The organism is Pseudomonas schmalbachii (assembly GCF_017589465.1).
GTDB lineage: Bacteria > Pseudomonadota > Gammaproteobacteria > Pseudomonadales > Pseudomonadaceae > Pseudomonas > Pseudomonas schmalbachii.
This window is the reverse complement of the sequence record NZ_JAELYA010000003.1, coordinates 398387-425263: the sequence shown is the minus strand read 5'-3', so window position 1 is coordinate 425263 and position 26877 is coordinate 398387. Positions and strand designations below refer to the sequence as shown.

Annotated in this window: 24 protein-coding genes; 17 read left to right on the top strand and 7 right to left on the bottom strand. The window is 65.8% G+C overall.

Annotation, left to right across the window (positions count from 1 at the left end):
• The first annotated feature begins 27 nt into the window (after positions 1-27).
• From JFY56_RS10670 to JFY56_RS10660, 3 genes are all read left to right on the top strand, one after another.
• The gene (locus tag JFY56_RS10670; protein WP_208313627.1) at positions 28-411 is read left to right on the top strand and encodes a VOC family protein; all 384 of its coding nucleotides are present in this window, start codon (positions 28-30) and stop codon (positions 409-411) included.
• 309 nt (positions 412-720) lie between these two features.
• Complete coding sequence (locus JFY56_RS10665; protein ID WP_208313626.1) at positions 721-1527, top strand: alpha/beta fold hydrolase; 807 nt, start codon at positions 721-723, stop codon at positions 1525-1527.
• A gap of 156 nt (positions 1528-1683) precedes the next feature.
• On the top strand, positions 1684-3465 hold the full coding sequence (locus tag JFY56_RS10660) for a monovalent cation:proton antiporter-2 (CPA2) family protein (RefSeq protein ID WP_208313625.1): 1782 nt from the start codon (positions 1684-1686) through the stop codon (positions 3463-3465).
• Positions 3466-3484: 19 nt separating this feature from the next.
• Here JFY56_RS10660 and JFY56_RS10655 read toward each other — a convergent pair whose 3' ends face one another.
• Positions 3485-4057 carry a COG3904 family protein gene (locus JFY56_RS10655; RefSeq protein ID WP_208313624.1) on the bottom strand — a complete coding sequence of 191 codons (573 nt, stop codon included), beginning with the start codon at positions 4055-4057 and terminating at the stop codon, positions 3485-3487.
• Positions 4058-4284: 227 nt separating this feature from the next.
• Between JFY56_RS10655 and JFY56_RS10650 the strand changes: the two genes are divergently transcribed.
• Positions 4285-4902, top strand: coding sequence for a cell wall hydrolase (locus JFY56_RS10650; RefSeq protein ID WP_208313623.1), 618 nt, complete (start codon positions 4285-4287; stop codon positions 4900-4902).
• Between the two features lie 233 nt (positions 4903-5135).
• Here the strand turns inward: JFY56_RS10650 and JFY56_RS10645 are convergent, their stop codons facing one another.
• Positions 5136-5642, bottom strand: a complete 507-nt coding sequence (locus tag JFY56_RS10645) for a GNAT family N-acetyltransferase (RefSeq protein WP_208313622.1) — start codon at positions 5640-5642, stop codon at positions 5136-5138.
• A gap of 227 nt (positions 5643-5869) precedes the next feature.
• Between JFY56_RS10645 and JFY56_RS10640 the strand changes: the two genes are divergently transcribed.
• From JFY56_RS10640 to JFY56_RS10605, 8 genes are all read left to right on the top strand, one after another.
• Entirely contained in the window at positions 5870-6850 is a 981-nt protein-coding gene (locus tag JFY56_RS10640; protein WP_208313621.1) for a quinone oxidoreductase family protein, read from the top strand.
• A 12-nt stretch (positions 6851-6862) separates the two neighbouring features.
• Entirely contained in the window at positions 6863-7711 is an 849-nt protein-coding gene (locus JFY56_RS10635; protein WP_208313620.1) for a TauD/TfdA dioxygenase family protein, read from the top strand.
• A 76-nt stretch (positions 7712-7787) separates the two neighbouring features.
• Positions 7788-8840: a BKACE family enzyme gene (locus JFY56_RS10630; protein ID WP_208313619.1), complete on the top strand. Its 1053-nt coding sequence runs from the start codon at positions 7788-7790 to the stop codon at positions 8838-8840.
• A gap of 108 nt (positions 8841-8948) precedes the next feature.
• A complete protein-coding gene (locus JFY56_RS10625; RefSeq protein WP_208313618.1) occupies positions 8949-10253 on the top strand; it encodes an MFS transporter in 1305 nt (434 codons plus the stop codon).
• Between the two features lie 5 nt (positions 10254-10258).
• Positions 10259-10927, top strand: coding sequence for a DsbA family oxidoreductase (locus JFY56_RS10620; protein WP_328824856.1), 669 nt, complete (start codon positions 10259-10261; stop codon positions 10925-10927).
• The gene (locus JFY56_RS10615) at positions 10924-11259 is read left to right on the top strand and encodes a Rieske (2Fe-2S) protein (protein ID WP_208313617.1); all 336 of its coding nucleotides are present in this window, start codon (positions 10924-10926) and stop codon (positions 11257-11259) included. The genes JFY56_RS10620 and JFY56_RS10615 overlap by 4 nt, the downstream gene beginning before the upstream one ends.
• On the top strand, positions 11256-12266 hold the full coding sequence (locus tag JFY56_RS10610) for a YeiH family protein (RefSeq protein WP_208313616.1): 1011 nt from the start codon (positions 11256-11258) through the stop codon (positions 12264-12266). The genes JFY56_RS10615 and JFY56_RS10610 overlap by 4 nt, the downstream gene beginning before the upstream one ends.
• A gap of 217 nt (positions 12267-12483) precedes the next feature.
• Positions 12484-13215, top strand: a complete 732-nt coding sequence (locus JFY56_RS10605) for a hypothetical protein (protein ID WP_208313615.1) — start codon at positions 12484-12486, stop codon at positions 13213-13215.
• Positions 13216-13315: 100 nt separating this feature from the next.
• On the opposite strand, the gene JFY56_RS10600 is transcribed toward JFY56_RS10605, so the two are convergent.
• Complete coding sequence (locus JFY56_RS10600; RefSeq protein WP_208313757.1) at positions 13316-14320, bottom strand: AraC family transcriptional regulator; 1005 nt, start codon at positions 14318-14320, stop codon at positions 13316-13318.
• Between the two features lie 317 nt (positions 14321-14637).
• On the opposite strand from JFY56_RS10600, the gene JFY56_RS10595 reads away from it, so the two are divergent.
• The 5 genes from JFY56_RS10595 (at position 14638) to JFY56_RS10575 (ending at position 22232) form a co-directional block, all read left to right on the top strand.
• Positions 14638-15210: an RBBP9/YdeN family alpha/beta hydrolase gene (locus JFY56_RS10595; RefSeq protein WP_208313614.1), complete on the top strand. Its 573-nt coding sequence runs from the start codon at positions 14638-14640 to the stop codon at positions 15208-15210.
• Between the two features lie 73 nt (positions 15211-15283).
• Positions 15284-17203, top strand: a complete 1920-nt coding sequence (locus JFY56_RS10590) for a DUF1302 domain-containing protein (RefSeq protein ID WP_208313613.1) — start codon at positions 15284-15286, stop codon at positions 17201-17203.
• 39 nt (positions 17204-17242) lie between these two features.
• Entirely contained in the window at positions 17243-18601 is a 1359-nt protein-coding gene (locus JFY56_RS10585) for a DUF1329 domain-containing protein (RefSeq protein WP_208313612.1), read from the top strand.
• A gap of 121 nt (positions 18602-18722) precedes the next feature.
• A complete protein-coding gene (locus JFY56_RS10580; protein ID WP_208313611.1) occupies positions 18723-19775 on the top strand; it encodes a WD40/YVTN/BNR-like repeat-containing protein in 1053 nt (350 codons plus the stop codon).
• An 18-nt stretch (positions 19776-19793) separates the two neighbouring features.
• Positions 19794-22232, top strand: coding sequence for an efflux RND transporter permease subunit (locus JFY56_RS10575; RefSeq protein ID WP_208313610.1), 2439 nt, complete (start codon positions 19794-19796; stop codon positions 22230-22232).
• A gap of 192 nt (positions 22233-22424) precedes the next feature.
• On the opposite strand, the gene JFY56_RS10570 is transcribed toward JFY56_RS10575, so the two are convergent.
• From JFY56_RS10570 to JFY56_RS10555, 4 genes are all read right to left on the bottom strand, one after another.
• Positions 22425-23213: an enoyl-CoA hydratase/isomerase family protein gene (locus tag JFY56_RS10570; RefSeq protein ID WP_208313609.1), complete on the bottom strand. Its 789-nt coding sequence runs from the start codon at positions 23211-23213 to the stop codon at positions 22425-22427.
• A gap of 161 nt (positions 23214-23374) precedes the next feature.
• Complete coding sequence (locus tag JFY56_RS10565; protein WP_208313608.1) at positions 23375-24772, bottom strand: DUF1254 domain-containing protein; 1398 nt, start codon at positions 24770-24772, stop codon at positions 23375-23377.
• 66 nt (positions 24773-24838) lie between these two features.
• Positions 24839-25987 carry an acyl-CoA dehydrogenase family protein gene (locus tag JFY56_RS10560; RefSeq protein ID WP_208313607.1) on the bottom strand — a complete coding sequence of 383 codons (1149 nt, stop codon included), beginning with the start codon at positions 25985-25987 and terminating at the stop codon, positions 24839-24841.
• 95 nt (positions 25988-26082) lie between these two features.
• Positions 26083-26856: an enoyl-CoA hydratase/isomerase family protein gene (locus JFY56_RS10555; protein ID WP_208313606.1), complete on the bottom strand. Its 774-nt coding sequence runs from the start codon at positions 26854-26856 to the stop codon at positions 26083-26085.
• Positions 26857-26877 lie beyond the last annotated feature (21 nt).

Sequence of the window (26877 nt, the reverse complement as noted above, 5' to 3'; positions counted from 1 at the left end):
CCTGCGCAGTGATGATAGGAGACGAAAATGGCTGTCTACACACATGTCACGGTCGGCACCAACGACTTGCCCAAAGCCCGCGAGTTCTATGACGACGTCCTCGGCAAGCTGGGCCTGAAGCGCCTCGCCGACCTCGGCGAGAACGGCTCCATCTGGGGCATCGACGCGCCCTCGTTCTTCGTGCTGAAACCCGCCAACGGCCAGCCGGCCACCGTCGGCAACGGCGTTACCGTCAGCTTCGAGGCACCGGACCGGCCGTCCATCGACGCCGCCCACAGCGCCGCCCTGGCCCGCGGCGGCAAGGATGAAGGCGCACCCGGCCCGCGCAGTTGGAAGGAGAATGCCTACGCGGCCTACTTCCGCGACCTGGACGGCAACAAGATCGCTGCGTACTGCTTCAAGCCGGCCTGATCCTTTCGTGCCGGGCTGGTAATCTCGTGTTTTTTCGCGGGCGTGGCCCTACTACAGGTATGGCAAGAGCGTAGGGTGGAAATCGCGAAGCATTTCCACCTTGTCGTGGGGCCGGGGCGGTGGACAAGCTTCGCGTTGTCCACCCTACGCCTGCGTAACTACGTGGCTGGGCCAGAACCCGCGTAGGTTGGTGCTGAACGCAGTGAAGCCCAACGGTGGCGATGTTGGGCTTCGCGTTGCTCAGCACCAACCTACGGTGGGCATTGCAGCCCGCGAACATCAGTGCCGCAACCGACAACGAGGAAAACCATGCAGCCCCGCATTACCCAGGAAGACCTCTGGATCGAAACGCCCCACGGCCGGATGTTCGCCCGCCGCTGGCGCCCGGACGGCCAGGGCGATGCGACAGGGCAGGCGCCCTTCATCCTGTTCCATGACTCGCTGGGCTGCGTCGAATTGTGGCGGGATTTCCCCGGCCAACTCGCCGCAGCGACCGGCCGCGAGGTCATCGCCTACGACCGGCTCGGCTACGGACGCTCCGATGCTCATCCCGGTGGCTGGTCGCCCGACTTCATCCGGGACGAGGCGCAGCGTTACTTCCCGTTGCTGAGAGAGAGCCTCGATCTCGGGCACTTCATCGCGTTCGGCCATAGCGTCGGCGGGGCCATGGCCGCCACCTGCGCATCGCTGTACCCGCACGCCTGCCTGGCGCTGATCACCGAGTCCGCCCAGGCGTTCGTCGAAGATCGCACGCTGCACGGCATCCGCCAGGCCAAGGAAGACTTCCGCAAGCCGGGACAGATCGAGCGGCTGCAGAAGTACCACGGCGACAAGGCCCGCTGGGTGCTGGAGGCCTGGACCGAAACCTGGCTGTCCGGCGAGTTCGCCGACTGGACCATCGAGCGCACGGTGTCTTCGGTGAACTGCCCGCTCCTGGTCATTCACGGCGAGGAGGACGAGTACGGTTCGCTCTGCCATCCGCCGCGTATCGCCCGGTTGACGTCCGCCAGCAGCGAGTCGCTGATCCTGCCCGGATGCCACCACGTCCCGCATCGGGAAATGCCCGGGCAGGTTCTGGAAGCGGTCATCCGTTTCCTGCAGGCGTCGCACCGCTGAGCCTCCGCCCCTTCCCGGACAACCAGCGCAGCGCAAGCTAGATTTTCCAGAGCAGGCTGACCGATCCCGCCACGCGGGCAGCGCATCGGCTGGCCCGGGTCTGCGATCGCTGCCGCCATGGCATGGGCTGTTCCGACAACGGGGAGAAAAGCGTTGATGCCACATGATGGAAGTCTGCTCCAGGCGACGGTGATCTTCCTGCTGGCGGTGGTGCTGCTGGTGCCGCTCGTCCAGCGGGCGAAGCTGGGTGCCGTGCCTGGCTACCTTCTGGCGGGAATCCTGATCGGTCCGTCGGTGCTGGGGCTGATCAACAATCCGGACAACGTCAGCCGGCTGTCGGAAATGGGCGTGGTGATGCTGCTCTTCATCATCGGCCTGGAACTGTCGCCGCGCCGGCTGTGGATGATGCGCCGCTCGCTGTTCGGCATCGGTTCGATCCAGGTGGTCCTCAGTGCGCTGGTGATCGGGGCGATCGCGTTTCTCCTGTTCGCCCAATCCTTCAAGGCGGCAATCGTGCTTGGCCTGGGCCTGGCCCTGTCGTCCACCGCCTTCGGCCTGCAGATGCTGGCAGAGCGCAAGGAGCTCGGCCGTCCGCATGGCCGCCTGGCCGTGGCGATCCTGCTCTTCCAGGACATCGCCGCCATTCCGCTGATCGCCCTGGTGCCGATTCTGGGCGGCGGCGATGCGGCCGATACGGACGGTGGCGGGCTGCGGCAGTTGCTGGCGGTCCTGGGCGGCATCGGCGTGGTCATCGTGGGTGGACGCTATCTGTTGCGCCCGGCTTTCGGCTGGGCCGTCGGCTCCGGTTTGCGCGACCTGTCCACCGCCACGGCGCTGCTGGTGGTGTTCGGCACCGCCTGGCTGATGGAGCACGTCGGGGTGTCCATGGCGCTGGGCGCCTTCCTCGCCGGCCTGTTGATGGCCGAATCGCAGTTCCGCCATGAGCTGGAATCGCAGATCGAGCCGTTCAAGGGGCTGCTGCTGGGGCTGTTTTTCGTCGGTGTCGGGATGACCGCGGATCTCCGCCTGCTGTTCGGCCAGCCACTGGCGGTCTTCGGCCTGACGGTGCTGCTGGTGGGTATAAAGCTGCCCCTGCTCTATGGCATCGGACGCCTGGCAGGTGGTTTGACGCGAGCCGAGGCGACCTGCCTTGGCGTGGTGCTGGCCTCCGGCGGCGAGTTCGCTTTCGTGGTGTTCAAGCTGGCTCTGGGGAGTCGTCTGCTGGATCAGCAGGTCCACGATCTGCTGGTGCTCGTCATCACACTGTCGATGGCGTTGTCGCCCCTGGTGATGATTGCCCTGTCGCGCCTGTTCAAGGCCGAGGCTGCCGTGCCGGAAGCGCTGCAAGCGGCGCCCGAAACCGATGACGAGCCGAAGGTGGTGATTGCCGGCATGGGGCGGATGGGCCGCGTCATCGCGCGTTTGTTGCAGGCCCAGGGTATTCCCCTCGTCGCCCTGGATACCTCGGTGGCTGCCCTCAACAGCCAGGATGGTGCGGGAGGCGTGCCGATCTTCTATGGCGATTCGACGCGCCCGGAGATTCTCCACGCCGCCAAGGTCGACACGGCGGGGCTGGTCATCGTCACTACCGATGATCCGGAGATCAACCTGAAGACGGTCGAGGTCATCGCGCGGCTCTATCCCGGGGTCAAGGTGATCGCCAGGGCGCATAACTGCCAGCAGGCGGTGCAGTTCATGAATCTGGGGGCCAGCCCGGTTCGGGAAACCTTCCATTCCAGCCTGGAGATGGCGCGGCGTGCGTTGCTCGCCCTGGGCCAGAGCGAGAGCCAGGCCGCCGAGTGGGTCCGCCGCTACCGGCAGCAGGAAGAGGAAACGCTGATGGGCCTGTACCGTGGGGCGGATGGCCAGGCGCCAGGCGGCAGCGAATTCGACGACGTCGACGGGCCGCCCGTGCCTGACCCGGACGGGCGCCGGTAAGGCGACGCGCCGGAACCGATCAGTTCAGGTGGTATTGCGCCAGCTCCTGCGGCGAGAGCACGCGCATGTGTTTCGGATCGATGCTCTGCATCTCCGACGCGAGGCTGTCCGGGACGTTCATTTCGCGGAAGTAGGCGCTCGGGCTGTAGCGGATGCCGCGCTGAGCGGAGTCGGCGAGGGCGGAGTCGCCGCTGGGGAAGTAGGGGCGGTGGAGGCCGACGTAGCCGCGCACCTTCCGGTTGTGGCCGGCGGCGAGCAGGTAGACGCAGGAGCCCTGGCAGACGCCATCGTTCGGAACCAGCGTGTCGAAACCCGCTTCGCGCAGCAGGCGGCCCATCTTCATGGCCTCGGGGACGCTGCCGCCGATGCTGTCCAGCAGCGCGACCTTCTTCGCGAACTTGCCCGGGTTGCCGACGATGCCCTTGAGCAAGCGTTCGTAGTCGCCGGGAGCGATGTCCTCGGTGATCCGCACGGCCAGGACCTGGCCGGCGCTCTTGTGTTGTACCGGCTGCACTTCGACCCTGGCGACGGCAGCACTTGCGCCGAACGCCAGGGCGCAGAAAACAACGGCCCGAAATGCGTTGCTCGCCATTCCCGGTCTTCCTCGGATGTTTCGTCGGTGGATGGATGAAAGATACCTGCGGCGGCTGGGGCTGCACAGGCGGAAACGGTGTCGGTTTGTAGCGACGATCCGCCCTGCCGTGGACCTTCGTCAGGCGGCTGGAATCATTTGGCCATTATGCGTGTCGATTGCTTGAAGCGAAACCGCTTGTGCAATGAATGAGCCGGCCGGCGCTGGCTCATTCAGGAGGTTCGAGCATGCGTCTGGTCTGGGCGGCAATCGGCCTGGCGGCAGCCCTTGTCGGCGGCCAGGTCATGGCGGCGGAAGCGGAACGGAAGGCGGAAGTGGCGGTAGACAAGGCCGAGGTGCTGGAGCAGCAGGCGGCGACCGGTGGTAGTGGTTCTACGCCTCGCGGCGAGGCGATCACCCGCTCCGAAGCACAGGCGGTCGACCCGGCAGGCGCGCAGCCGCTGGACGATGCGATCACCTGCCTTGCCCGCACCATCTATTGGGAGGCCAAGGGGGCCGCAGCCTCGGACATGGAAGCGGTCGCCAATGTGGTCATGAACCGCCTGGGCCGGGACGGCTTTGCGGATACGGTCTGCGGGGTGGTCAAGCAAGGCTCCGAGCGGCGCGCCTGCCAGTTCTCCTGGTGGTGCGACGGGCGCCCGGACCAGGTGAAGGAGGACGCCCGCTACGAGATCGCCAAGGAAGTGGCGCGCAAGGCGCTCAACCGGCAACTGCGCGATAGGACTCGTGGCGCGCTGTATTTCCACGACAGGAACGTCTCGCCCAAGTGGTCCGCCGTCTATCTCCGAACGGCCGAAACCGGCAGGTTTCTCTTCTACAAGCCTCGTGGCGGCGCCCTGCGATAACCGGGCCAGCCGTCACTCGGTGGCATCGAACGTCGGCAGACTGGCGCGTAGGTTGGCGCTGAGCTTGCGAAGCCCAACATCTGGCGAGGCCGGCACCAATTTCGTTGGGCTTCGTGCCTCAGCCCAACCTACGCGCTGAACGCAGTGAAGCCCAACATCCGTCGGTCGTGGCAACGTTGGGCTTCGCAAGCTCAGCGCTAACCTATGCACTGGATACGGCACCGGGCGGGGCTTCACTCGGTAGCCTCGAACGCCGCGTGATAGGCCACTTCTCCCACCGGCCAGCTGCCGCTGAAGGACACCGCCTGGAAGTACTCGGCCGGCACCCCAGGCAGCACCAGCCCGGGCCGGGCGGTGAAGCCGAAGCGCTGGTAGTAGCCGGGGTCACCCAGCAGCACGCAGCCCTCGGCGCCGAGTTGGCGCAGTTCGGCCAGCACCGCGTGCATCAGTTGCGATCCGATGCCCGTTCCCTGTCGCGCCGGCAATACGGAGATCGGCCCGAGGCCGAACCAGCCGCTGGCGCCGGAGGAAATCGTCACCGGCGACAGCGCGACATGGCCGATGATCCCGTCGGCGTCCTCCGCCACCAAGGAAATCGTCAGCTGCCCGGCGCGGCGCAGGGCGTTGACGATGAACTGTTCGGTATGACTGCTGTGCGGCGCGTCGAGGAACGCGGCGGCGGTCAGGCGCTCGATGGCGTCGATGTCGGCGGGGGTTTCCGGGCGGATGGATAGCGGCATGCGGTCCTCGTTGTCATTCATTCGCGGCTGAGCGCCGGGCAGGGCAGAGACAAGTCTGCGGCCTGTCCATTCCTCCGGCAAATCCCTGTGCTGTCACGAAATGAAAAGTCGCTGTCGTGCGATGTGAAGCGCCTGTTCCGGCCCGTCCGTACAGTCCTGTCATAACTTGCCGCGCCCCTCGGGCCGCGCCGAACAGAACCAACAAGAATCCAGACAGGAGAATAGGCATGGCCAAAGCGGTTCGCTTCTACGAGACGGGTGGCCCCGAAGTACTGCGCTACGAGGATGTGGAGGTTGGCGATCCGGGTCCGGGCGAGGTGCGCGTACGCCATGTCGCCGTTGGCCTGAACTACGCCGACACCTACTTCCGCAATGGCACCTACCCGGTTCCGATGCCCAACGGTATCGGCGTCGAGGCAGCCGGCGTGGTGGTCGCAGTGGGCGAGGGCGTGAGCAACGTCGTGCCGGGTGACCGCGTCACCTACACCGGCTTCCTCAACACCCTCGGCGCCTACAGCACCGAGCGCCTGGTGTCCGCCGCGCCGCTGATCAAGCTGCCGGAAACCATCGCCTTCGAGACCGCCGCGGCGATGACCATGCGCGGCCTGACCTCGGCCTACCTGATGCGCCGCATCCACGCGTTCCACGAGGGCGACAGCATCCTGCTGCACGCCGCGGCTGGCGGTGTCGGCCTGATCGTCTCGCAGTGGGCCAAGCTGCTCGGCCTGACCGTGATCGGCACCGTGTCCAGCGCCGCCAAGGCTGAAGTCGCCCTCGAACATGGCTGCGACCATGTCATCAACTACAGCAATGAAGACATCGCCAGGCGCGTGCGCGAACTGACCGGCGGGCGCGGCGTCGACGTGGTGTTCGACAGCGTCGGCAAGAGCACCTTCATGGCTTCGCTGGACTCGCTCAAGCGCCGCGGCCTGATGGTCTGCGTCGGCACCGCTTCCGGCCCGATCCCGGCCTTCGATCCGGTGCTGCTGGCCATGAAAGGCTCGCTGTACATGACCCGCCCGGCGCTGGCCGATTACATCGCCGATCCGGTCGAGAAGGCCCAACTGGTCGGCGAGCTGTTCGACCACGTCGGCAGCGACCGCATCCGCATCGACATCAACCAGCACTACGCGCTGGAAGATGCCGTGCAGGCGCACCGCGACCTGGAGTCGCGCAAGACCACCGGCTCTTCGATCTTCGTTATCTAAGGAGTGTCGACCATGCGTGTTGAACAATTGACCTGCAGTATCGGCGCCGAACTCAGTGGCGTGAACCTGGCCGACGCCTCCCGCGACGACGGGCTGTTCGCCGAGATCCGCCAGTTGCTGCTCAAGCACAAGGTGCTGTTCCTGCGTGACCAGGACTTCAGCCGTGCCGAGCACGTCGCCTTCGCCCGCCGCTTCGGTGAGCTGGAAGACCACCCGGTAGCCGGCAGCGATCCGGAGCATCCGGGCCTGGTACGCATCTACAAGAACCCGGACCAGCCCAACGACCGCTACGAGAACGCCTGGCACACCGACGCCACCTGGCGCGAGATGCCGCCCCTGGGCTGCGTGCTGCGCTGCATCGAGTGCCCGCCGGTGGGTGGCGACACCATGTGGGCGAACATGGCGCTGGCCTACGAGATGCTGCCCGCCGAGATCAAGACGAAGATCGCCGACCTGCGTGCCCGCCACAGCATCGAGGCGAGCTTCGGCGCCGCCATGCCGATCGAGAAACGCCTGGCGCTGAAGGCCATGTATCCGGACGCCGAGCACCCGGTGGTGCGCACCCATCCGGAAACCGGCGAGAAGGTGCTGTTCGTCAACGCCTTCACCACCCACTTCAGCAACTACCACACGCCGGCCAACGTGCGCTTCGGCCAGGACGCCAACCCCGGCGCCGCCGACCTGCTGCGCTACCTGGTGAGCCAGGTGTACATCCCCGAGTACCAGGTGCGCTGGCGCTGGAAGCCGAACAGCGTGGCGATCTGGGACAACCGCTGCACCCAGCACTACGCCGTGATGGATTACCCGCCGTGCCATCGCAAGATGGAGCGCGCCGGGATCATCGGCGACAAGCCCTTCTGAACCACCGTTTTGCCTGATCCGGTCCTACCGTTCCGGGTCGGGCACTTTTAACAAGTACGAACAAAGGATCCCGACCATGCAATTCCTCGACGATTCGCTGCACCCCGAGAACCAGGAAAAGGTAGTCATCACCGTAGCCCCCTATGGTCCGGAATGGGCGCCGGAAGACTTCCCGGAAGACATCCCGGTCACCATGGAAGAGCAGGTCCAGAAGGCGGTCGACTGCTACGAGGCCGGCGCCACCGTGCTGCACCTGCACGTGCGTGAACTGGATGGCAGCGGCTCCAAGCGCCTGTCGATGTTCAACGAGCTGATCGCCGGCGTGCGCGAAGCGGTACCGGACATGATCATCCAGGTCGGCGGCTCGATTTCCTTCGCCCCGGAGACCGAGGGCGAGGCGGCCAAGTGGCTGTCCGACGACACCCGCCACATGCTCGCCGAGCTGACGCCGAAGCCGGACCAGGTCACCGTGGCGATCAACACCACGCAGATGAACATCATGGAACTGCTCTATCCGGAATACCTGGAGGGCACTTCCCTGGCCAACCCGGCCTACCAGGCTGCCTACAGCGAGATGACCGTTCCGGCCGGTCCGGCCTGGGTCGCGGAGCACCTCAAGCGTCTGCAGGACGCCGGCATCCAGCCGCACTTCCAACTGACCGGCATGCACGCCTGGGAAACCCTGGAGCGCCTGGTACGCAAGGGCGTCTACCGCGGTCCGCTGAACCTGACCTGGATCGGCATCGGCGGCGGCTTCGACGGCCCGAACCCGTTCAACTTCATGAACTTCGTCCAGCGTGCCCCGGACGGCGCCACCGTCACCGCCGAGTCGCTGCTGAAGAACGTGCTGCCGTTCAACACCATGGCCCTGGCCATGGGCCTGCACCCGCGCGTCGGCATCGAGGACACCATCATCGACCAGCACGGCAAGCGTTTCACCTCCGTGCAGCAGATCCAGCAGACGGTCCGCATCGCCCACGAACTGGGCCGCGAGATCGCCAGCGGGAAAGAAGCGCGCGAGATCTACAAGATCGGCGTGCAGTACAAGGACGTTGAAGAAACGCTGCGCATGAACGGCATGGCGCCTAACCGCGTCGCCGGACAGAAGCACGTACCGCTTCGCGCCTGATTGGCGCCGAAGGACCGGTCCACGACACCGGTCGACAGGTAGGGGGACGCAACCCGTCCCCCCACCGACTACAACAACAAGAACCAGCGTTTCAAGGTGGTACCGCCCATGGCATTCCATACCGTCGCGGCCTGCGACACCGATGACTCCGCCCTCAGCGTGCCGCGCCGCTACGCCTGGGTGGTGTTCGCACTGACCTTCGGTCTGCTGATCTCCGACTACATGTCGCGGCAGGTGCTCAACGCGGTGTTCCCGCTGCTCAAGGGCGAATGGGCGCTGACCGATTCGCAGCTCGGCCTGCTCAGCGGCATCGTTGCCCTGATGGTCGGTCTGCTGACCTTCCCGCTGTCGCTCATGGCGGATCGCTGGGGGCGGGTCAAGAGCCTGACCCTGATGGCCGTCCTGTGGAGCCTGGCCACGCTCGGCTGCGGCCTGGCGGAAAGCTTCCAGCAGATGTTCGTCGCACGCTTCCTGGTCGGAGTGGGCGAGGCCGCCTATGGCAGCGTCGGCATCGCCGTGGTGCTCTCGGTGTTCCCCCGCAGCATGCGTGCGACCCTGACCGGTGCATTCATGGCCGGCGGCATGTTCGGCTCGGTGCTCGGCATGGCGCTGGGCGGCATCCTCGCAGAACACCTGGGATGGCGCTGGTCGTTCGCCGGCATGGCGCTGTTCGGCCTGCTGCTGGCGTTCGCCTATCCGATCGTGGTGCGCGAATCGCGGATCGCCCGCCCGGATGCTGCGCAGGGCGAGAGCAAGCCCGCCGGCAAGGGTGCATTGCGCACGATCTATTCCAGCCGCTCGGTGATCGGCGCCTATGTCGGCAGCGGACTGCAGCTGTTCGTCGGCGCCGCGGTGATGGTCTGGTTCCCCAGCTATCTGAATCGTTACTACCACATGGCGACCGATGAGGCGGGCGTGGTGTCGGCGGTCATCGTGCTGTGCGGCGGCGCCGGCATGGTCATCTGCGGGATGCTCAGCGACCGCATGTGCCGGCAATCGCCGGATCGCAAGATCGCCCTGGCCATCGCCTTCTGCCTCATCAGTTGCACGCTGCTGGCCGTCGCGTTCCGGCTGCCTGCCGGTCCGCTGCAACTGTCGCTGATCGCCATCGGCATGCTGGTTACCACCGGCACCTCCGGTCCGGCCGGCGCCATGGTGGCCAACCTGACCCACTACTCGGTGCACGGCACCGCCTTCGCCACCCTGACCCTGGCCAACAACATGCTGGGCCTGGCGCCGGGACCGCTGCTCACCGGCGTGCTGGCGGACTCGCTGGGTCTCGACCGTGCCTTCCAGATCATCCCGCTGATCAGCGTGGCGGCCGCCCTGGTGTTCCTCTACGCCAAGCGCCACTACCACCGTGACATTCAGAAACTCGGCGGCGCGGACACCCGCGCTGTGCCGACGGAGTAACAGACGTGAGCGCTCTACTGGTCGAAATGACCTTCGACTTCATCTGCCCCTGGTGCCTGATCGGCAAGCGCAATCTCGACAACGCGCTGTGGCAGTTCGCGGCAGCCCGCCCCGACGTATCCGTACAGGTGCGCTGGCGGGGTGCGCAACTGCTGTCGCATCTGCCCAGCGAAGGTGTCCCGTTCAAGGAGTTCTATGTCCAGCGCCTGGGCAGCGAAAGCGCCGTGCGCGCACGCCAGGCCCAGGTGCTGGCTGCCGCCAGGCTGGCCGGCATGGACCTCGCCCTGGACCGCATCGAGGTGATGCCCAACACCGCCAACGCGCACCGGCTGCTGGCCGGTGCCATGGACAAGGGCTCCACCGGGCAACTGGACAACCTGCTGGAGCGCGTGTTCGCCGCGCATTTCCAGCTGGGTGTGAACATCGGCCGGCAGGATGTGCTGCTGAGCCTGGCGGAGTCCTGCGGCTACGACCCGGAGCCGCTGAAGGCGCTGCTGCGCGATGATGCTGCGCCGTATTTCGGACTGCACGCGGAGTCCGCCAGCTTCGGCGTGCCGGGCTTCCTGATCAATGGCCGGCTGGCGCAGGTCGGCGCCCAGCCGGTGGATTGGCTGCTGGCCGCCCTGCATGGCGCGGTGGAAGACCGCCAGGCAGCGATGGAGCAGCGGGCATGAGCCGCTGGGTACTGATTCCGCCGGAAAAACTGCCGGCAGCGGGCAGTCGCAGCCTGTTCTGGCATGAGCAATACCGCGTGGTGCTGTTCAATCTCGACGGCCATTTCTACGCCATCGACAACAGTTGCCCGCATGCCGGTGCCTCCCTGTTCGGCGGCAAGCTGGACGGCCGCTGGCTGCAGTGCCCGGCGCATGGCCTGCGCTTCGACATCAGCAGCGGCTGCATGGCGCATGGCAAGGGATTGGGCGTGAAGCGCTATGAGATCGAGGCGCGGGAAGACCAGTTCTACATCAAGTTCCCTGACACAGGGCTCCAGGAGTTGTCGGCATGACTGCTACCGCCATTTCAATGCTGGGTTCGCGTAGCCGGACCCTGATGCCTGGCATCATCGTCAGCGCCATGGTCGCCGCGGCGGCCTCCTTCCTTTCCGAACACTACGGCGCGCCGGTCATGCTGTTCGCGCTGCTGCTGGGGATGTCGATCAACTTCCTCGCCGTCGACGGCGTGTGCAAGGCCGGCATCGAGTTCACCGCCCGCGAGATCCTGCGTGTCGGCGTGGCGCTGCTCGGCATGCGCATCACCCTGGAGCAGATCGCCAGCCTCGGCTGGCAGCCGGTGGTGATGGTAGTGGTGCTGGTCACCGTGACCATCCTGGTGTCGATCGGCGCTGCGCGGCTGATGGGCTTCAACAGCCTGTTCGGCCTGCTCACCGGCGGCGCCACGGCGATCTGCGGCGCCTCCGCCGCACTGGCGCTGGCCGCTGCGCTGCCCAGTCACAAGGAGAAGGAAAAGGCCACGCTGTTCACCGTGATCGGTGTGTCCGCGCTCTCCACGATGGCGATGATCCTCTACCCGATGATCGCCCAGGCATTCGGCCTCTCGCCGCTGAATGCCGGGATATTCCTCGGCGGCACCATCCACGATGTCGCCCAGGTGGTCGGCGCCGGCTACGGCATGTCCCACGAGACCGGCGACAGCGCCACCGTGGTCAAGCTGATGCGCGTGGCGATGCTGCTGCCGGTGATCCTCTGCGCGGCGATGATCACCCGCGCCCGTGGCGTCGAGCCGGGCAGCAAGCGGCCGCCGCTGCTGCCGTGGTTCGCCGTGGGCTTCGTGATACTCGCCGCGATCAACAGCACCGGCTACGTACCGGAGCAGATCCAGGAGGCGGGCAACAGCCTGTCGCGCTGGTGCCTGGTGATCGCCATCAGTGCACTGGGCATGAAAACCCAGCTCAAGGCGCTGGCAACCGTGGGCATCAAGCCGATCCTGTTGATGGTGGGGGAGACGGCCTTCCTCGCAGGACTGGTGTTGCTGATGCTGCACTGGAAGCCTTAAGCGACCTCGTGCTGGTCATCGACGCCCTGTTAACCAAGGGCCTTCCGCCGCGCAAAGGGCACTTCTGCGCGGCGTTTTTTTATCCGGAGTCCAGGGCAGGAGGGTACGCCCACCGAAAAGGCGGGGGGTATCCGCGCCGCGACAATCGATAGATTCCCGAACGTACTCACGCGGGGGCGTGGGAGCCATGAAAAATAACAACAAGAAGGAAACATGAATGATGCGACCGACTCTGCTGCTTGCTTGCCTGCTGTCCTGCGTTGTCTGCCTGCCAGCCTGGGGGAGTGGCGAAAGCGCCAGGCAACTGAATGAAATCGCCAGCCGCAGCCGGCTGCTTTGCGCCGCCGCCATGGCCTACTTCAATCCCGGGGAGCGCGAGCCGGACCCGAACGGCCTGACCACGGTGTTCCACCAGCTCAACATGCTCGACACGCTGGTGCAGCAGCAGGGCCGCCCGGCTGCACTGGCCAACCCGCTGCAGGCGATGCGCCGCCTGTTCAACACCCTCGACGGCATGTCACGCGAGCAGGCCGGGAAGTATCCTCCCCTGGTGCGCCAACTGCTGGAGCAGGGGAGCCTGTTGCAACAGGCGTCCAGCGAAGCGGCCGCCGGCATCGGGGCCAGTCCGCAGTCGGCGGCGTTCGCTGCGCAGAGCCTGGCACTGGCCACCCTACTGCAGGATTACGAACTGCGCGGCTATCCGCTGCCCGACAAGCAGGCATTCGCCCTGAGCAGTTCCGAACTGCAGGCACTGGACGTTGCGGTTGGAGAGCGATTCGCGCAACTGCAGGCGAGCTACCCGCAGCATGCGGCGGAGCTTGAGAAGATCAGCGGCACCTATCGCTTCGTTCGCGGGCAGTTGCAGGGCAGCAAGGGCCATGCGGGTGGCGGCGCGGGTTTCTATCTTGGACGGGCGATCAGCGATCTGGATGAGCTGGCGGGGGAATGAACCGCCGCAGCGTTTCCGTAGGTTGCGTAGGGCGGGTGCAACCCGCCATGCAGAAGGCGGCGGGTTGCACCCGCCCTACGGTTTTACGCCAAGTCCTGCGTCACCTTTCCTGCTTCCCCTGCCGCTCCTTCCGCCATGCCGCGGGCGACGTGCCGAACTGGCTGGCGAACCAGCGGGTGAAGGAGCTGGCCACCGAGTAGCCGAGCAGGTCGGCCACCTGGCCCAGGGTGTAGCGCGGGTTCTCCATGTAGCGCACCACCAGTTCGCGGCGCACGTCGTTGATCAGGTCGGAGAAGGTCACGTCGTTGTCCTCCAGCCGGCGCTGCAGGGTGCGTACGTTGAGGCCGAGGGACAGGGCGATCTGTTCGATGCTGGCGCGGCCCATCGGCAGCAGCAGGTAGATCGCCTTGCGCACTTCGTTGAGGGTCGACTGCTCGCTGGCACCGGGCAGGGTTTCGACGAAGCGCTGCGCGTGGCGGGCCATGGCCGGGTCGGCCAGCGGGTTGGGTTTGTCGAGGTCGGCGGCCAGGCAGACGATGCCGTTGAACTCGCTGCCGAACTCCAGCTTGCAGCCGAACAGCCGGCGATGCACGCGCTGGTCTTCCGGCGCGTCGTGGGTGAAGTTCACGCTCAGCGGTCGCCAGTGCGCGCCCAGCAGCGCACTGCACAGGCGGAACAGCACGCCGATGGCCAGTTCCAGCGCCTGGCGCATCGCCACGGGCGGATCGGAGAGGATCTCCTCGCGCATGATCACCAGCTTGCCGTGTTCCTCGACGTAGATCGCCAGGGACTCGTTGATCAGGTGGCGGTAGCGGGCGATGGTGTCGAGCGCGTCGCGCAGGGTTGCCTGGTGGGTGAGCAGCAGGCTGATGGCGCCGAAGTCGGAGAGCTGGCGCGATTCGGCCATGCGCAGGCCGAAGTTCTGGCAGTTGCTGGCGCGCGCCGAGTTCTCCAGCAGGGTCACGGCGGCGGAGGTGGGGATGCGTTGCTCGGGGTTGTCGAGGATCGACAGGCTGAGGCCGGCGTCGCGCAATTGCTGCTGTGGGCTCAGACCCAGGTGGCGGGCCACTTCCAGGTAATTGGTGAGACCCGCTGCGCGCACCATCGTCGTGGTCATTTCCAGGCTCCGGAGAGATTGCATGGCCGGTAACGGGGCAACCCGGTCCGGCGTTATTGTCATGAAAAGGCAAGAGAATCTTCCATGATTCCTACGTTCTGACAAGACCATGGATGACAGACCGAAAACCTGACTTCGGCTGCAGCCCAGTCCTGGCGGGCGTTCCAGCCATAACGCCGTGTGTAGTCCTACACCCGTGTCATCAAATGCGAAGACACTGACGCCCATTGCGAAGCGTCCGCATCCCCACGTCCTTACTGTGTCCCCATCGAGCCGAGAACCTCGCTTGCGCATAGGTAAACGACGTGAACACCCATAACGATAATGACAACAGCACCATCCTCATCGTCCCCGGTCTGCGCGACCACGTGCCGGAGCACTGGCAGACCCTGCTCGCCGCACGCCTGCTGAAGGTTCGCAGCGTACCGCCGCTGGAAGACAACAAACTCAGTCTGGACGCCCGCGTCGAAGCCATCCAGCGCGAACTGGAGCAGATCGACGGTCCGGTGATCCTGGTCGCCCACAGCGCCGGCGTACTGATGGTCGCGCACTGGGCGGCACGCTACAGCCGGCCGATCAAGGGCGCGCTGCTGGCGACCCCGCCGGATCTCGACGCCACCTGGCCGGCCAACTACCCGACACCCGAAGCCCTGCGCGAACACGGCTGGTCGCCGCTGCCGCGCCAGCCGCTGCCGTTCCCCAGCCTGGTCGCCGCCAGCGCCAACGATCACCTCGCCAGCCTCGACGCGGTGCGCCGCCTGGCCGAGGACTGGGAGGGCACGCTGGTCGAGCTGGGCGAAGTCGGCCACCTCAATCCAGCCGCCGGCTACGGCGACTGGCCGGATGCGGATGAGTTCATCCGCATGCTCGATCGCTGATCCGCAGCGACTTTCTCCACCAGCCGTGACCCCTTTGCGGTAACCCACAACAACAAAAAAGCGGAACCAACGCATGACACAGCAAAGCAAGAATCCCCGGAACCTGCATCGCTGCCTGCTGGCCTCGGCCATCCTGGCGGCCATTGGCGCCCCGGGCGCGCACGCCTTCGAAGTCAACACCGGCAACCCCGACTGGGCGGTGCGCTTCGACAACACCATCAAGTACAACTACGGCGTGCGTACCGAAAGCGCCGACAAGCGCATGTTGGGGACGCCGAACAACAACGACGGCGACTACAACTTCCGCAAGTCGGGCACCAACATCACCAACCGCATCGACCTGCTCACCGAACTGGACATGGTCCACGGCGGCAACAAGGGCGTGCGCATCAGTACCGCCGCGTGGTACGACCGGGCCTACGAGAACACCGGTTCCAGCTCCAACCCGTTCGTCAACGGCAACGAAGGCTCCTCGGGAATCATCGGCCTGCCCAGCACGACCAACCCGGGCTTCGGCAGCCCGCACCTGAGCAACTACGCCCAGCGCTACTACGCCGGCCCGTCCGGCGAGATCCTCGATGCCTTCGCCTTCTGGGGCACCGAGATCGGCGAGGAGTCGCAGATCAACGTCAAGGTTGGCCAGCACAACGTGTTCTGGGGCGAGACCCTCCTCAACCCGGTGCACTCGATCAGCTATGGCCAGTCGGGACTGGACCTCGCCAAGCTCGCCGCTTCCCCGGGCACCGAGGCGAAGGAGCTGTTCGTACCGCGCGAGCAGATTTCCACGACCTTCACCGTCACCCCGGAGCTGTCCATCGCCGCGCAGTACTTCTTCAAGTGGGACGCCGCGCGCCTGCCTGAGGCCGGCACCTACTACGGCAGCTCGGACCTGGTCGGCTTCGGCTCCCAGTCCCTCCTTCTCGGCCACACCGGCGGTCCGGGCCTGGCGGGTCCGAACGGCACGCTGACCAACGTCCGCCACGGCCACGACTTCGAGCCGGACGACCAGGGCGACTGGGGCATCATGGCCAAGTGGTCGCCCGAGTGGCTGAACGGCACCCTCGGCGTCTACTACCGCAAGACCTCGGAAATCCTGCCGCAGGCTGTGATCGACGGCCGTGGCCTGACCACCAATGGCCTGGCCGGTGCGGCAGGCGTAGGTGCGCTGCGCAACTCCATCGCCAGCACCTCCTACGGCTTCGGTTATGTCGACGACATCGATATCTACGGCATCAGCCTGTCCAAGGATGTTGGCGGCGTCAGCGTCGGCAGCGACCTGAACATCCGCCACGGCATGCCGCTGTCGAGCATTCCGATGCTGGTCAGCCCGGCGCTCGCCACCGGCATTCCCGGCCTGGCCCTGCCGGCGCGCAGCCCGGCCACCGGCACGGTCGCCGAGATGCCTGGCGACGGTGACAGCTTCGGCGCCACCGGCGACACCCTGCACTGGACCATCAACGGCCTGGTGAGCATCGGCGACACGCCGCTGTTCGACTCGGCCTCGCTGCTCGGCGAGCTGTACTACAGCAACCTGCTGGAGCTCGATAACAGGAACGAGGCGCTCTACAAGGGCAAGAGCACCTACCAGGGCATCGACAAGCCGACCCGTGACAACTGGGGTATCGCGGTCAACTTCACCCCGACCTGGTTCCAGGTCTTCCCGGGTGTCGACCTCACCGCGCCGATGTCGATCAACGTCGGCCTGGACGGCGTATCGCCGGTACAGGGTGGCGGTGCGGAAGACACCGGCAACTACTCGGTCGGTGTCGGCGCCGCCATCTACAACCAGTACTTCGTGGACCTGAAGTACGTCGACTCCTTCGGTGATTCCGCCAAGTGCTCCAACGGCGCCACCGACGGCTCCACACCCAACGCACTGGATGCCACGCAGCGCTACACCTGCTACGCGGGGGGCTACTCCTCCTTCTCCGCCGGCGGTGCAACCACGGAAGACCGTGGCGCGATGTACCTGACCTTCAAGACCACCTTCTGATTTCCGCATCGCCTGGATAACAGGCAGGAGACTTACGAGATGAAATTCGTACCCACTCTGTTGGCGGCTTCCCTTGTGGTCGCATTCGCCGGTACCGCCCAAGCTGCCGTGTCCTCCGCCGAAGCGGCCAAGCTGGGCACCAGCCTGACCCCGATCGGCGCCGACAAGGCCGGCAATGCCGACGGCTCCATTCCCGCCTACAGCGGCGGCCTGACCACTCCGCCGGCCAGCTTCAAGTCGGGCGACAGCGTGCGTCCCGATCCCTTCGCCAACGAGAAGCCGGTATTGGTGATCGATGGCAAGAACGTCGACCAGTACAAGAACCTGCTCAGCGCCACCACCGTGGAACTGGCCAAGCGCTTCCCGTCCTTCCGTGTCGACGTCTATCCGACCCACCGCACCGTGGCGATGCCGCAGGGCGTGCTGGACAACAGCGTGAAGAACGCCACCGGCGCCAAGTCGGAGAATAACGGCCTGGCGATCCAGAACGTCCTGCCGGGCGTGCCGTTCCCGATCCCGCAGACCGGCGCCGAGGCGATGTGGAACCACCTGCTGCGCTACCAGGGCGTGACCATCAACGCCAAGTACGACTCCTGGAACGTCGACTCTGCGGGCGTGCCGACCCTGGCCACCACCGGCCTGGCGTTCATCAACTACCCGATCTACGAAGACCTGAACAAGCCCATCAGCAATACCGACGTGTATTACCAGATGAAGCTGTACTACTCGGGTCCGGCTCGCCGCGCCGGTGAGGCGATCATGCTGAAGGACGCCGCCAACGCCGTGGAAGTACCGCGCAAGGCCTGGCAATACCTGCCTGGTCAGCGCCGCGTGAAGCTGGCGCCGAGCCTGGCCTACGACACGCCGAACCCGGGCACCGCCGGCGCCGGCACCTATGACGACGTATTCGTCTTCAATGGTGCGCTGGACCGCTACGACTGGAAGCTGGTGGGCAAGCAGGAAATGATCGTGCCCTACAACACCTACAAGCTGACCTACGCCAAGGACCCGAAGACGGTGACCACGGCGAAGCACCTGGCGCCTGACTACGTGCGCTGGGAGAAGCACCGCGTGTGGGTGGTCGAGGGCAACCTGAAGTCGGGCGCGCGCCACATCTACGCCAAGCGTCGCTTCTACCTGGACGAGGACAGCTGGATCGCTCTGGCTTCCGACCAGTACGACGCACGCGGCCAGCTGTATCGCGGCTCGTTCGCCTTCCTCAGCCAGAGCTATGACAAGCAGGTGCCGGACTCCACGCCGTTCATGATCTACGACCTGGTAGGCAACTCCTACAACATCAACGGCATCGTCGGCCCGTACGGCGGCATCCACTACATCGACGCGCTGTCCAAGGCGCAGTGGTCTTCCGAGTCGCTGGCCGGCGCGGGCATCCGCTGATCCTGCCTTGCATGGCCGCCGCGCCCGCTGGCGCGGCGGCCCCGTTTTGGAGCCTGCTTTAACGCTGCATGAGCAAGAAGTGCAGGCAGACATCGAGCAGGCTCGTTAGAGGTTTCCCACTATGTTGCTGAACAAGAGGATCGCCCTGGCGACCCTGGGCCTGCTGCTGCACGCTGGCATGGCCCAGGCCGCACCCTTCGTCGATGTGCTGGACCTTCCGGCCAAGCGCAGCGAACTGGCGGCGCAAAGTCCGTTGCTCGACCTGGCCGAAGCCGGTCAGCGCCTGGTGGCGGTGGGCCAACGCGGCCACATCCTGTATTCCGATGACGGCGGCAAGCAATGGAAGCAGGCCGACGTGCCGGTCAGCTCCGACCTTACCGCCGTGTATTTCCCCACGCCCAGCGAGGGTTGGGCGGTCGGCCATGACGGCGTGGTGCTGCACAGCCGCGACGCCGGCCACACCTGGGAAAAGCAGCTCGACGGCCGGCAGATCGGCCAACTGATGCTCGACCGCTACGCCGGTGTCGAACACTGGCAGGACGAGGCGCAGCGCCTGGCGAAGGAGGGCGCGGACAAGCCGTTCCTCGATGTCTGGTTCGCCAACGAGAACGAAGGCTTCGTCGTCGGCGCCTTCAACCTGATCCTGCGCACCGTCGATGGCGGCCGTCACTGGCAGCCGTGGATCGACCGCGTGGACAACCCCACCGGCTTCCACCTGACCGCCATGGCCTCCGATGGCGAGCACCTGTTCCTCGCAGGCGAGCAGGGCCTGCTGCTGCGCCTGGACGCGGCCGGCGAGCGCTTCGAAGCGCTGCAGTCGCCCTACCAGGGCAGCTTCTTCGGTCTCTACGCCGAACCCGGCGTGGTGCTGGCCTACGGCCTGCGCGGCAATGTCTTCCGCAGCACCGACGGCGGCGCGAACTGGACGCAGGTCGCTATCAACCTGCCGGTGAGCATCACGGCGTCGGCGCGTGGCGCCGATGGCCGCCTGTACCTGTTCAGCCAGGCCGGCCACGTGCTGGTCAGTACGAATCGCGGCGCGACCTTCCAGCCGCTGGATACCGGCGCCCTGGCCCCGGTAACCGCTGCCCTGACGCATGGCGACGCGGGTCTGGTGCTGGTCGGCAACCGTGGCCTGACTCAGCGGCCGCTTGTCGCTGCGACACAAGAATAAATAGAGAGGCGAACCCTCATGGGTGCGATGAAAGAAGGCGTAATGCCGGTAATCCGGAATCTCGAGGATTTCGACACACGCAGCGGCAACCTGCTCGAACGGATCGTGTTCAACAACCGCCTGCCGTTCGTATTCTGCATTCTGCTGATGACCGTGCTGCTCGGCTACATGGCCGTGACCCGGCTGGAGCTGAAGCCGAGCTTCGAGAAGATGATTCCCCAGGGGCATCCGTACATCCAGAACTTCCTGGCCAACCGCGATTCGCTGCGCGGCCTGGGCAACAGCGTACGGGTGGTGGTGGAGAATCCGAAGGGCGACATCTTCGACCCTGCCTATCTGGACGCGCTCAAGCAGGTGCATGACGAGCTGTTCCTCAGCGCCGGCGTCGATCGCGCCTGGATGAAGTCGCTGTGGGCGCCTGGCGTGCGCTGGACCGAAGTGACCGAGGAGGGCTTCCAGGGTGGTCCGGTGATGCCGGACGGCTACGACGGCTCCCCGGCCAGCATCGAGACCCTGCGGCAGAACATCGCCCGCGCCGGCATCGTCGGCAGCCTGGTCGCCAACGACTTCAAGTCCACCATGCTGGTGGTGCCGCTGCTCGACCGCGACGCGGCGAACGGCAAGGCCATCGACTACCACCAGTTCTCCCAGGAACTGGAAAACAAGCTGCGCCTGCGCTTCGAATACTCCGGAGACCAGAAGGCGCAGGCTTCCGGCAAGGAAGGGCAGGGCGAGGTGAAAGTGCGCGTGATCGGCTTCGCCAAGCTGGTCGGCGACCTGATCGACGGCCTGATCCGCGTGATGGTGTTCTTCGGCCTCGCGCTGGTGACCACCTTCCTCATCATCTTCGCCTACACCCGCTGCCTGCGCAGCAGCCTGCTGGTGATCTGCTGCTCGCTGCTGGCGGTGATCTGGCAGCTCGGCATCGTCGCCTGGTTCGGCTATGCGCTGGACCCGTACTCGATCCTCGTGCCGTTCCTGGTGTTCGCCATCGGCGTGTCCCACGCCGCGCAGAAGATGAACGGCATCATGCAGGACATCGGCCGTGGCACCCACAAGCTGGTGGCCGCGCGCAACACCTTCCGCCGCCTGTTCCTCGCCGGCGTCACCGCGCTGCTGGCGGACGTGGTCGGCTTCGCCGTGCTGATGCTGATCGATATCCCGGTTATCCAGGATCTGGCGATCACCGCCAGCATCGGTGTCGGCGTGCTGATCTTCACCACCCTGCTGATGATGCCGGTGGCGCTGTCCTACACCGGCGTCGGGAAAACCGCCGCCGAACGCGCCCTGCGCATCGACGCCAGCGCCGACACGCACCAGAGCTTCGGCCGTATCTGGGATTTCCTCGACCGTTTCGCCGAGCGGAAGTGGGCGCTGTCTGCCGTGCTGGTGGCTGTCGCCATGGGCGTGGGCGGATACATGGTCAGCCTCAAGCTGCAGATCGGCGATCTCGACGCCGGCGCTCCGGAACTGCGTGCCGACTCGCGCTACAACGTCGACAACGCCTACATCACCGGCCACTACTCGCTGTCCAGCGACCAGTTCGCGGTGATGGTGAAGACCGCGCCGGAAGGCTGCCTGAACTACCAGACCCTGATCCTCGCCGACCGCCTGGCCTGGGCGCTGCAGCAGCACCCGGGCGTGCAGACCACCGTGTCGCTGACCAACGCGGTACGGCAGATCACCGCCGGCACTTACGAGGGCAATCCGAAGTTCCTCAGCCTGCAACGCAACCAGGACGTGCTCAACTACGCCGCCCAGCAGGCTTCGGTGAACAGCCCCGAGCTGTTCAACACCGATTGCTCGCTGATGCCGGTGATCGCCTACCTGAAGGACCACAAGGCGCAGACGCTGAAGGAAGTCTCGGCGATCGCCGAGAAGTTCGCGGCGGAAAACAGCACGCCGGATCGCCAGTTCCTCCTCGCCGCCGGCAGCGCCGGTATCGAGGCGGCAACCAACGAAGTCGTGCATTCGGCCAACCGCACCATGCTGCTCTTCGTCTATGCCGCGGTCTGCGTGTTCTGCCTGATCACCTTCCGCAGCTGGCGGGCGACGCTGGTGGCCGTGCTGCCGCTGGTGCTCACCTCGATCCTCTGCGAGGCGCTGATGGTGGTGCTGGGGATCGGCGTCAAGGTCGCCACGCTGCCGGTGATCGCCCTCGGCGTGGGCATCGGCGTGGACTACGCGCTCTACCTGCTCAGCGTGCAGCTGCAGTTCCAGCGCGAGGGACTTCCGCTGGCCCAGGCCTACAAGAAGGCCGTGGCCTTCACCGGCCGGGTTGTGGCGCTGGTGGGTATTACCCTGGCTGCTGGCGTCATCACCTGGGCCTGGTCGCCGATCAAGTTCCAGGCCGACATGGGCATCCTGCTCACCTTCATGTTCGTCTGGAACATGCTCGGCGCGCTGATCCTCATCCCGGCGCTGTCACACTTCCTGCTGAACCGCGGCAAGCTGTGAGGTAGGTTGGTGCTGAGCGCAGCGAAGCCCAACATCTGTTGGGCTTCGCATCGTTGGGCTTCGTGACCTCAGCCCAACCTACGGGAGCGCCGCAGCCGAGCCGTGGTTGGCGCCAACCGTACGCGGTACGGCCGGGCCGCCAAGTTCGCAGGATGGCGTTGAGCGAAGCGATACCCATCAATGGGAGCGATCTCAGCGCCCCTTGAACTCCGGCGCGCGCTTGTCGATGAACGCCTGCACACCTTCGCGGGCGTCCTCGCTGCGGGTGCTGGCGAGGAGGGCGGCGCCTTCGATATCCAGGTGCGTTTCCACATCGCGGCTGGCCGCGCCGTCGCACAGCTGCTTGACCAGCCCGTAGGCGGCGGTGGCGCCGCAGGCGAGGGTACGCACCAGCGTTTCCGCCGCGCCAGCCAGTTCTTCCGGCGCATGCAACTGGTCGAACAGGCCCATCGCCAGGCACTGCTGGGCGTCGAAGGTCTCGTTGAGGATGAACATGCGCTTGGCCTTCGCCGCGCCGATGCGCTGGGCCACGTAGTACGAGGCGCCGATGTCCGGGGTCAGGCCGATGGCCGAGTAGCCGCCGCGCACCCGCACCTTCTCGCTGGCGAGAACGAAGTCGGCGCAGCAGGCGAGGGCGATCCCCGCGCCGCCGGCGCTGCCGTGCACCACGCTGACCACCGGGACTGGCAGGGTGGCGAGTTTCTTCATCGCCGGGTTGAGCAGTTCCAGCATGGCGCCGATGTGCTCGGGCAGGCGCTCGCGGTTCTCGACGAACTCGCCGATGTCGCCGCCGCTGCAGAAGCGCGGGCCATTGGCGGAGATCACGATGCAGCGCAGCTCGGCGCGGGCGATCTGCTCCACCGCTTCGGCGAAGGCCGAGCAGAACGCCAGGCTGATCGCATTGCCGTCGTCAGGACGGTTGAGGACGAGGCGGGCGATACCGTTTTCGATGCTGTGGAGGACGGGGGATTGGAAGTTCAAGATGGATACTCCGGGAGAAGCACTGTGCCAGGGGCTCCCTCACCCCAGCCCTCTCCCATAGGGAGAGGGGGCGCAATGACGTTGGTCTGAATGCCGTGCCAGCCGGCGATTCCGGACAGTCCCCTCTCCCTCCGGGAGAGGGTTAGGGTGAGGGGCTCTGCTCAATTCACGCGCTGTACCGCCGGCAGCCGGTAGCTGCCGTCGAGCACCGAGGTGCCCGGGCCGTAGAAGCGCATGGTCAGGTTGAATGGGCCGTCCGGCGCCGGCAGCCAGTTGGTGACGTCGGCCGGGCGCTCCTTCTGGATCAGCAGGGTGATCGAACCGTCGGCGTCGGCCTTCAGGTTGTCCATGTCGCCGATGCTGTAGCGGCCGAAATCGTTGTCGACGAACAGCATGTCGCTGCCGTACATCGACAGGTTCCAGAACAGCGATGCCGGCGGCTGCTGGCCCTTGGCGAAGCGCAGGACGTACTTGTGCCGGCCGTCCAGTTGCTCGCCCTTGGCGTCGACCTGGGTATTGGGGTAGAGCACTTCTTCGGCGAACTGTGCGCCGATCACGTACTTGACCAGCGCGACGCGCAGGGGGAAGTCGTATCCCGCGCGGCCGCCGGCCATGAAGTAGCGCCAGCCGTTGGTGTTCTCGCCAAGGTTCTTCCAGCGCTGGTCGACGATCTGTTCGCCGGCCTTCACTGCCCGGGCCAGTCCGCGCAGGGTGGCGGCGTCCAGCGAGTTCCAGTCGAAGCCGCGCACGCTGAGGCCGATCTGGGAGAAGCTGGCGATCAGCGCTTCATCCTGGTCGCCGGAACTCGGCAGGTACTGGTGCATGGCCTGGCCGAGCAGGTCGAAGAAGCGCACGCTCTCCGGCGCCGTGCTGGCTACTGCCGGCGGCAGCTCGGACTTGACGGGCGTGTATTGCAGGCCGCCGCGCAGGTAGGCCGACAGCGGCAATACCTGGAATTCCTTCTGCACCTGGGCAGCGGCGGCGATTTCCTTTTCGCCGTTGGAGAAGACGCGCACGGCCAGCATGCTGTGCTGGGTGCGCGAGGAGATCTGGGTCATGCCTGCCGGGATCGCTCCCCGGTAGTTCGGGCCGGTGATCAGGTACTCGCCCGGCTGCTGTCCACGGATGCCGCCGATGTTCCGCGTCATCTCGTCGAACATGTTGCCAACCTGCACGAGGTACCAGCGCGGTTCGACCAGCGCCGGCACATGCACGACCATCGGCTCCTGGGTCAGGTCCAGCCGGGCGTAGGCGTCGATCGTCACGTTGTTGGGGGTGACGATGGTGCGATCCTTGGCGGTCTTGAGCTGACTGTAGCGGCGGAAGTCGTTCCAGCCGACCGCGCCATTGCGCAGGGTCTTCTCGCCGGTCACGTAGCGGTAGTAGAGCGGGGCTCCCCACAGGTAGGCCTGTACGCCCATGGTGTAGGCATTTTCTTCACGCGCCTGTTCGGCGGACAGGGTGACGGCGCCCTGCGGAGCGGCTGCCGGCGTCTGGGCGAATGCCGGTGCGAGCAGGGAGAAACTCAGGCCGATGGCGAGTGCAAGCTTGGTTTTCATTATTGTTTTCCGGGATGCCTGGGAATGCGGGGAGGGGCCCTCTCCCGGGGGAGAGGGCTGCGGCGGTTACAGCGAGCGGGAAATGATTTCCTTCATGATCTCGCTGGTGCCGGCGTAGATGCGCTGCACGCGGGCGTCGATGTACATGCGGGCGATCGGGTACTCCAGCATGTAGCCGTAGCCGCCGAACATCTGCAGGCATTCGTCGACCACCTTGCCGAGGGTCTCGGTGACCCACAGCTTGGCCTTGGAGGCGGTCACGGTATCCATGCTGCCGTCGAGCATGCGTTCGACGCAGTTGTCGACGAAGACACGGATGATGGTGGCCTGGGTGTCGATCTCGGCCAGCTTGAAGCGGATGTTCTGCTGCTCGATCAGCGGCTTGCCGAAGGCCTTGCGCTCCTTGGTGTACTCGACGGTCAGGCGCAGCGCGCGCTCGATCGAGGCGCAGGCGCCGACCGCGCAGCCGACGCGCTCGTAGACCAGGTCGGACATCAGCTGGCGCATGCCGTTGCCTTCCACGCCGCCGAGCAGGTTGGACACCGGCACGCGCACGTCCTGGAACGACAGCTCGGCGGTATCGGCGTTGTGCTGGCCGACCTTCTCCAGTACGCGGCCGACGCTGTAGCCCTTGGCATCTTTCGTTTCGACGATGATCAGCGACATGCCCTTGCTGCCGGCATTCGGATCGGTCTTGCTGACCACCACCACCAGGTCGGCCATAGAGCCGTTGGAGATGAAGGTCTTGGAGCCGTTGATCACGTACTCGTCGCCCTCGCGCACGGCGCGGGTGCGGATGCCCTGCAGGTCGGAGCCGGCGCCCGGCTCGGTCATGGCGATGGCGCCGATCATCTCGCCCGAGGCCATCTTCGGCAGGTACTTCTGCTTCTGCTCCTCGGTGCCGTGGTTGAGGATGTAGTGCGAGACGATGTGGTGCACCTGCACGCCGAAGCCCCAGTCGCCAATCGCCGCCTGCTCCTCGAAGAACACCGCCAGGTGGGCGAAGGTGCCGCCGCTGCCGCCGTATTCCTCCGGCATGTCCAGCGCCAGCAGGCCGAGTTCGCCGGCCTTGTACCAGAGGTCGCGGTCGACGTGGTGCTGCTTGTACCAGCGCTCCAGGTTCGGCTCGACTTCCTCGGCGAAGAAGCGCCGAACGTTGTCGCGGAAGAACTCCAGGTCGGAGTTCATCCAGGGAGAGGTGTAGGGTTGGCTCATTTTGGAATCACCAGGGATAAGTCGTTTCTGTTGGCTGCTTGGCCGCATGATGGGTATCGCTTCGCTCAACCCATCCTGCGTAGCGGGGACGGCGCTCAGCGCTTGCTCTTGGCCAGGAAGTTGGCGATCGCGTCCTTGTGGAACTGGGTGGTGAAGCATTCCTTCTCCGCCGCCAGGGAGTAGTCGAGCACCAGGTTGGCGGTGTCGCGCAGGATCTTGTTCACCGAGGCCTTGGTCGAGCGGATGGCGATTTGCGAGCCGCTGGCCAGACGCTGGGCGAAGGCCTGGGCCTTGGCGACCAGTTCGTCCGCCGGGACCACGTCGGTGACCAGGCCGATGCGCTCGGCTTCGGCGGCGGTCAGCACGTCGCCGCTCATCAGGTAGCGCTTGGCGCGGGCCGGGCCGACCAGCAGCGGCCAGATCACCGAGCCGCCGTCGCCGGCGGTGACGCCGATGGCAACGTGCGGGTCGGACAGCTTGGCGTTGTCGGCGGCAAACACCGAGTCACCGAACAGCGCGATGGTGCAGCCGAGGCCGACGGCCAGGCCGTTGACTGCGGTGATCAGCGGCTGCGGCAGTTCGAGGATGTCGATGATGATCTTGCGCGCCTCGACGAACAGGCGATCCAGGTCTTCCTGCGGCATGCCGTGGAACCAGGACAGGTCGCCGCCGGCGGAGAAGGCGCGGCCGGCGCCGGTGAGCACTACCGCATCGACGGTCTTGTCCTGGGCGATGTCGGCGAACACCTGCGACAGCTCGGTGTGCAGGATCGAGCTGACGGCGTTCAGCGATTCCGGCTGGTTCAGGGTGACGGTCAGCACGCGGCCTTCCTGGCTGAACTTGATGGCCTGGTATTTCGAGTAATCCATGGGGAACTCCAATCGGAATGG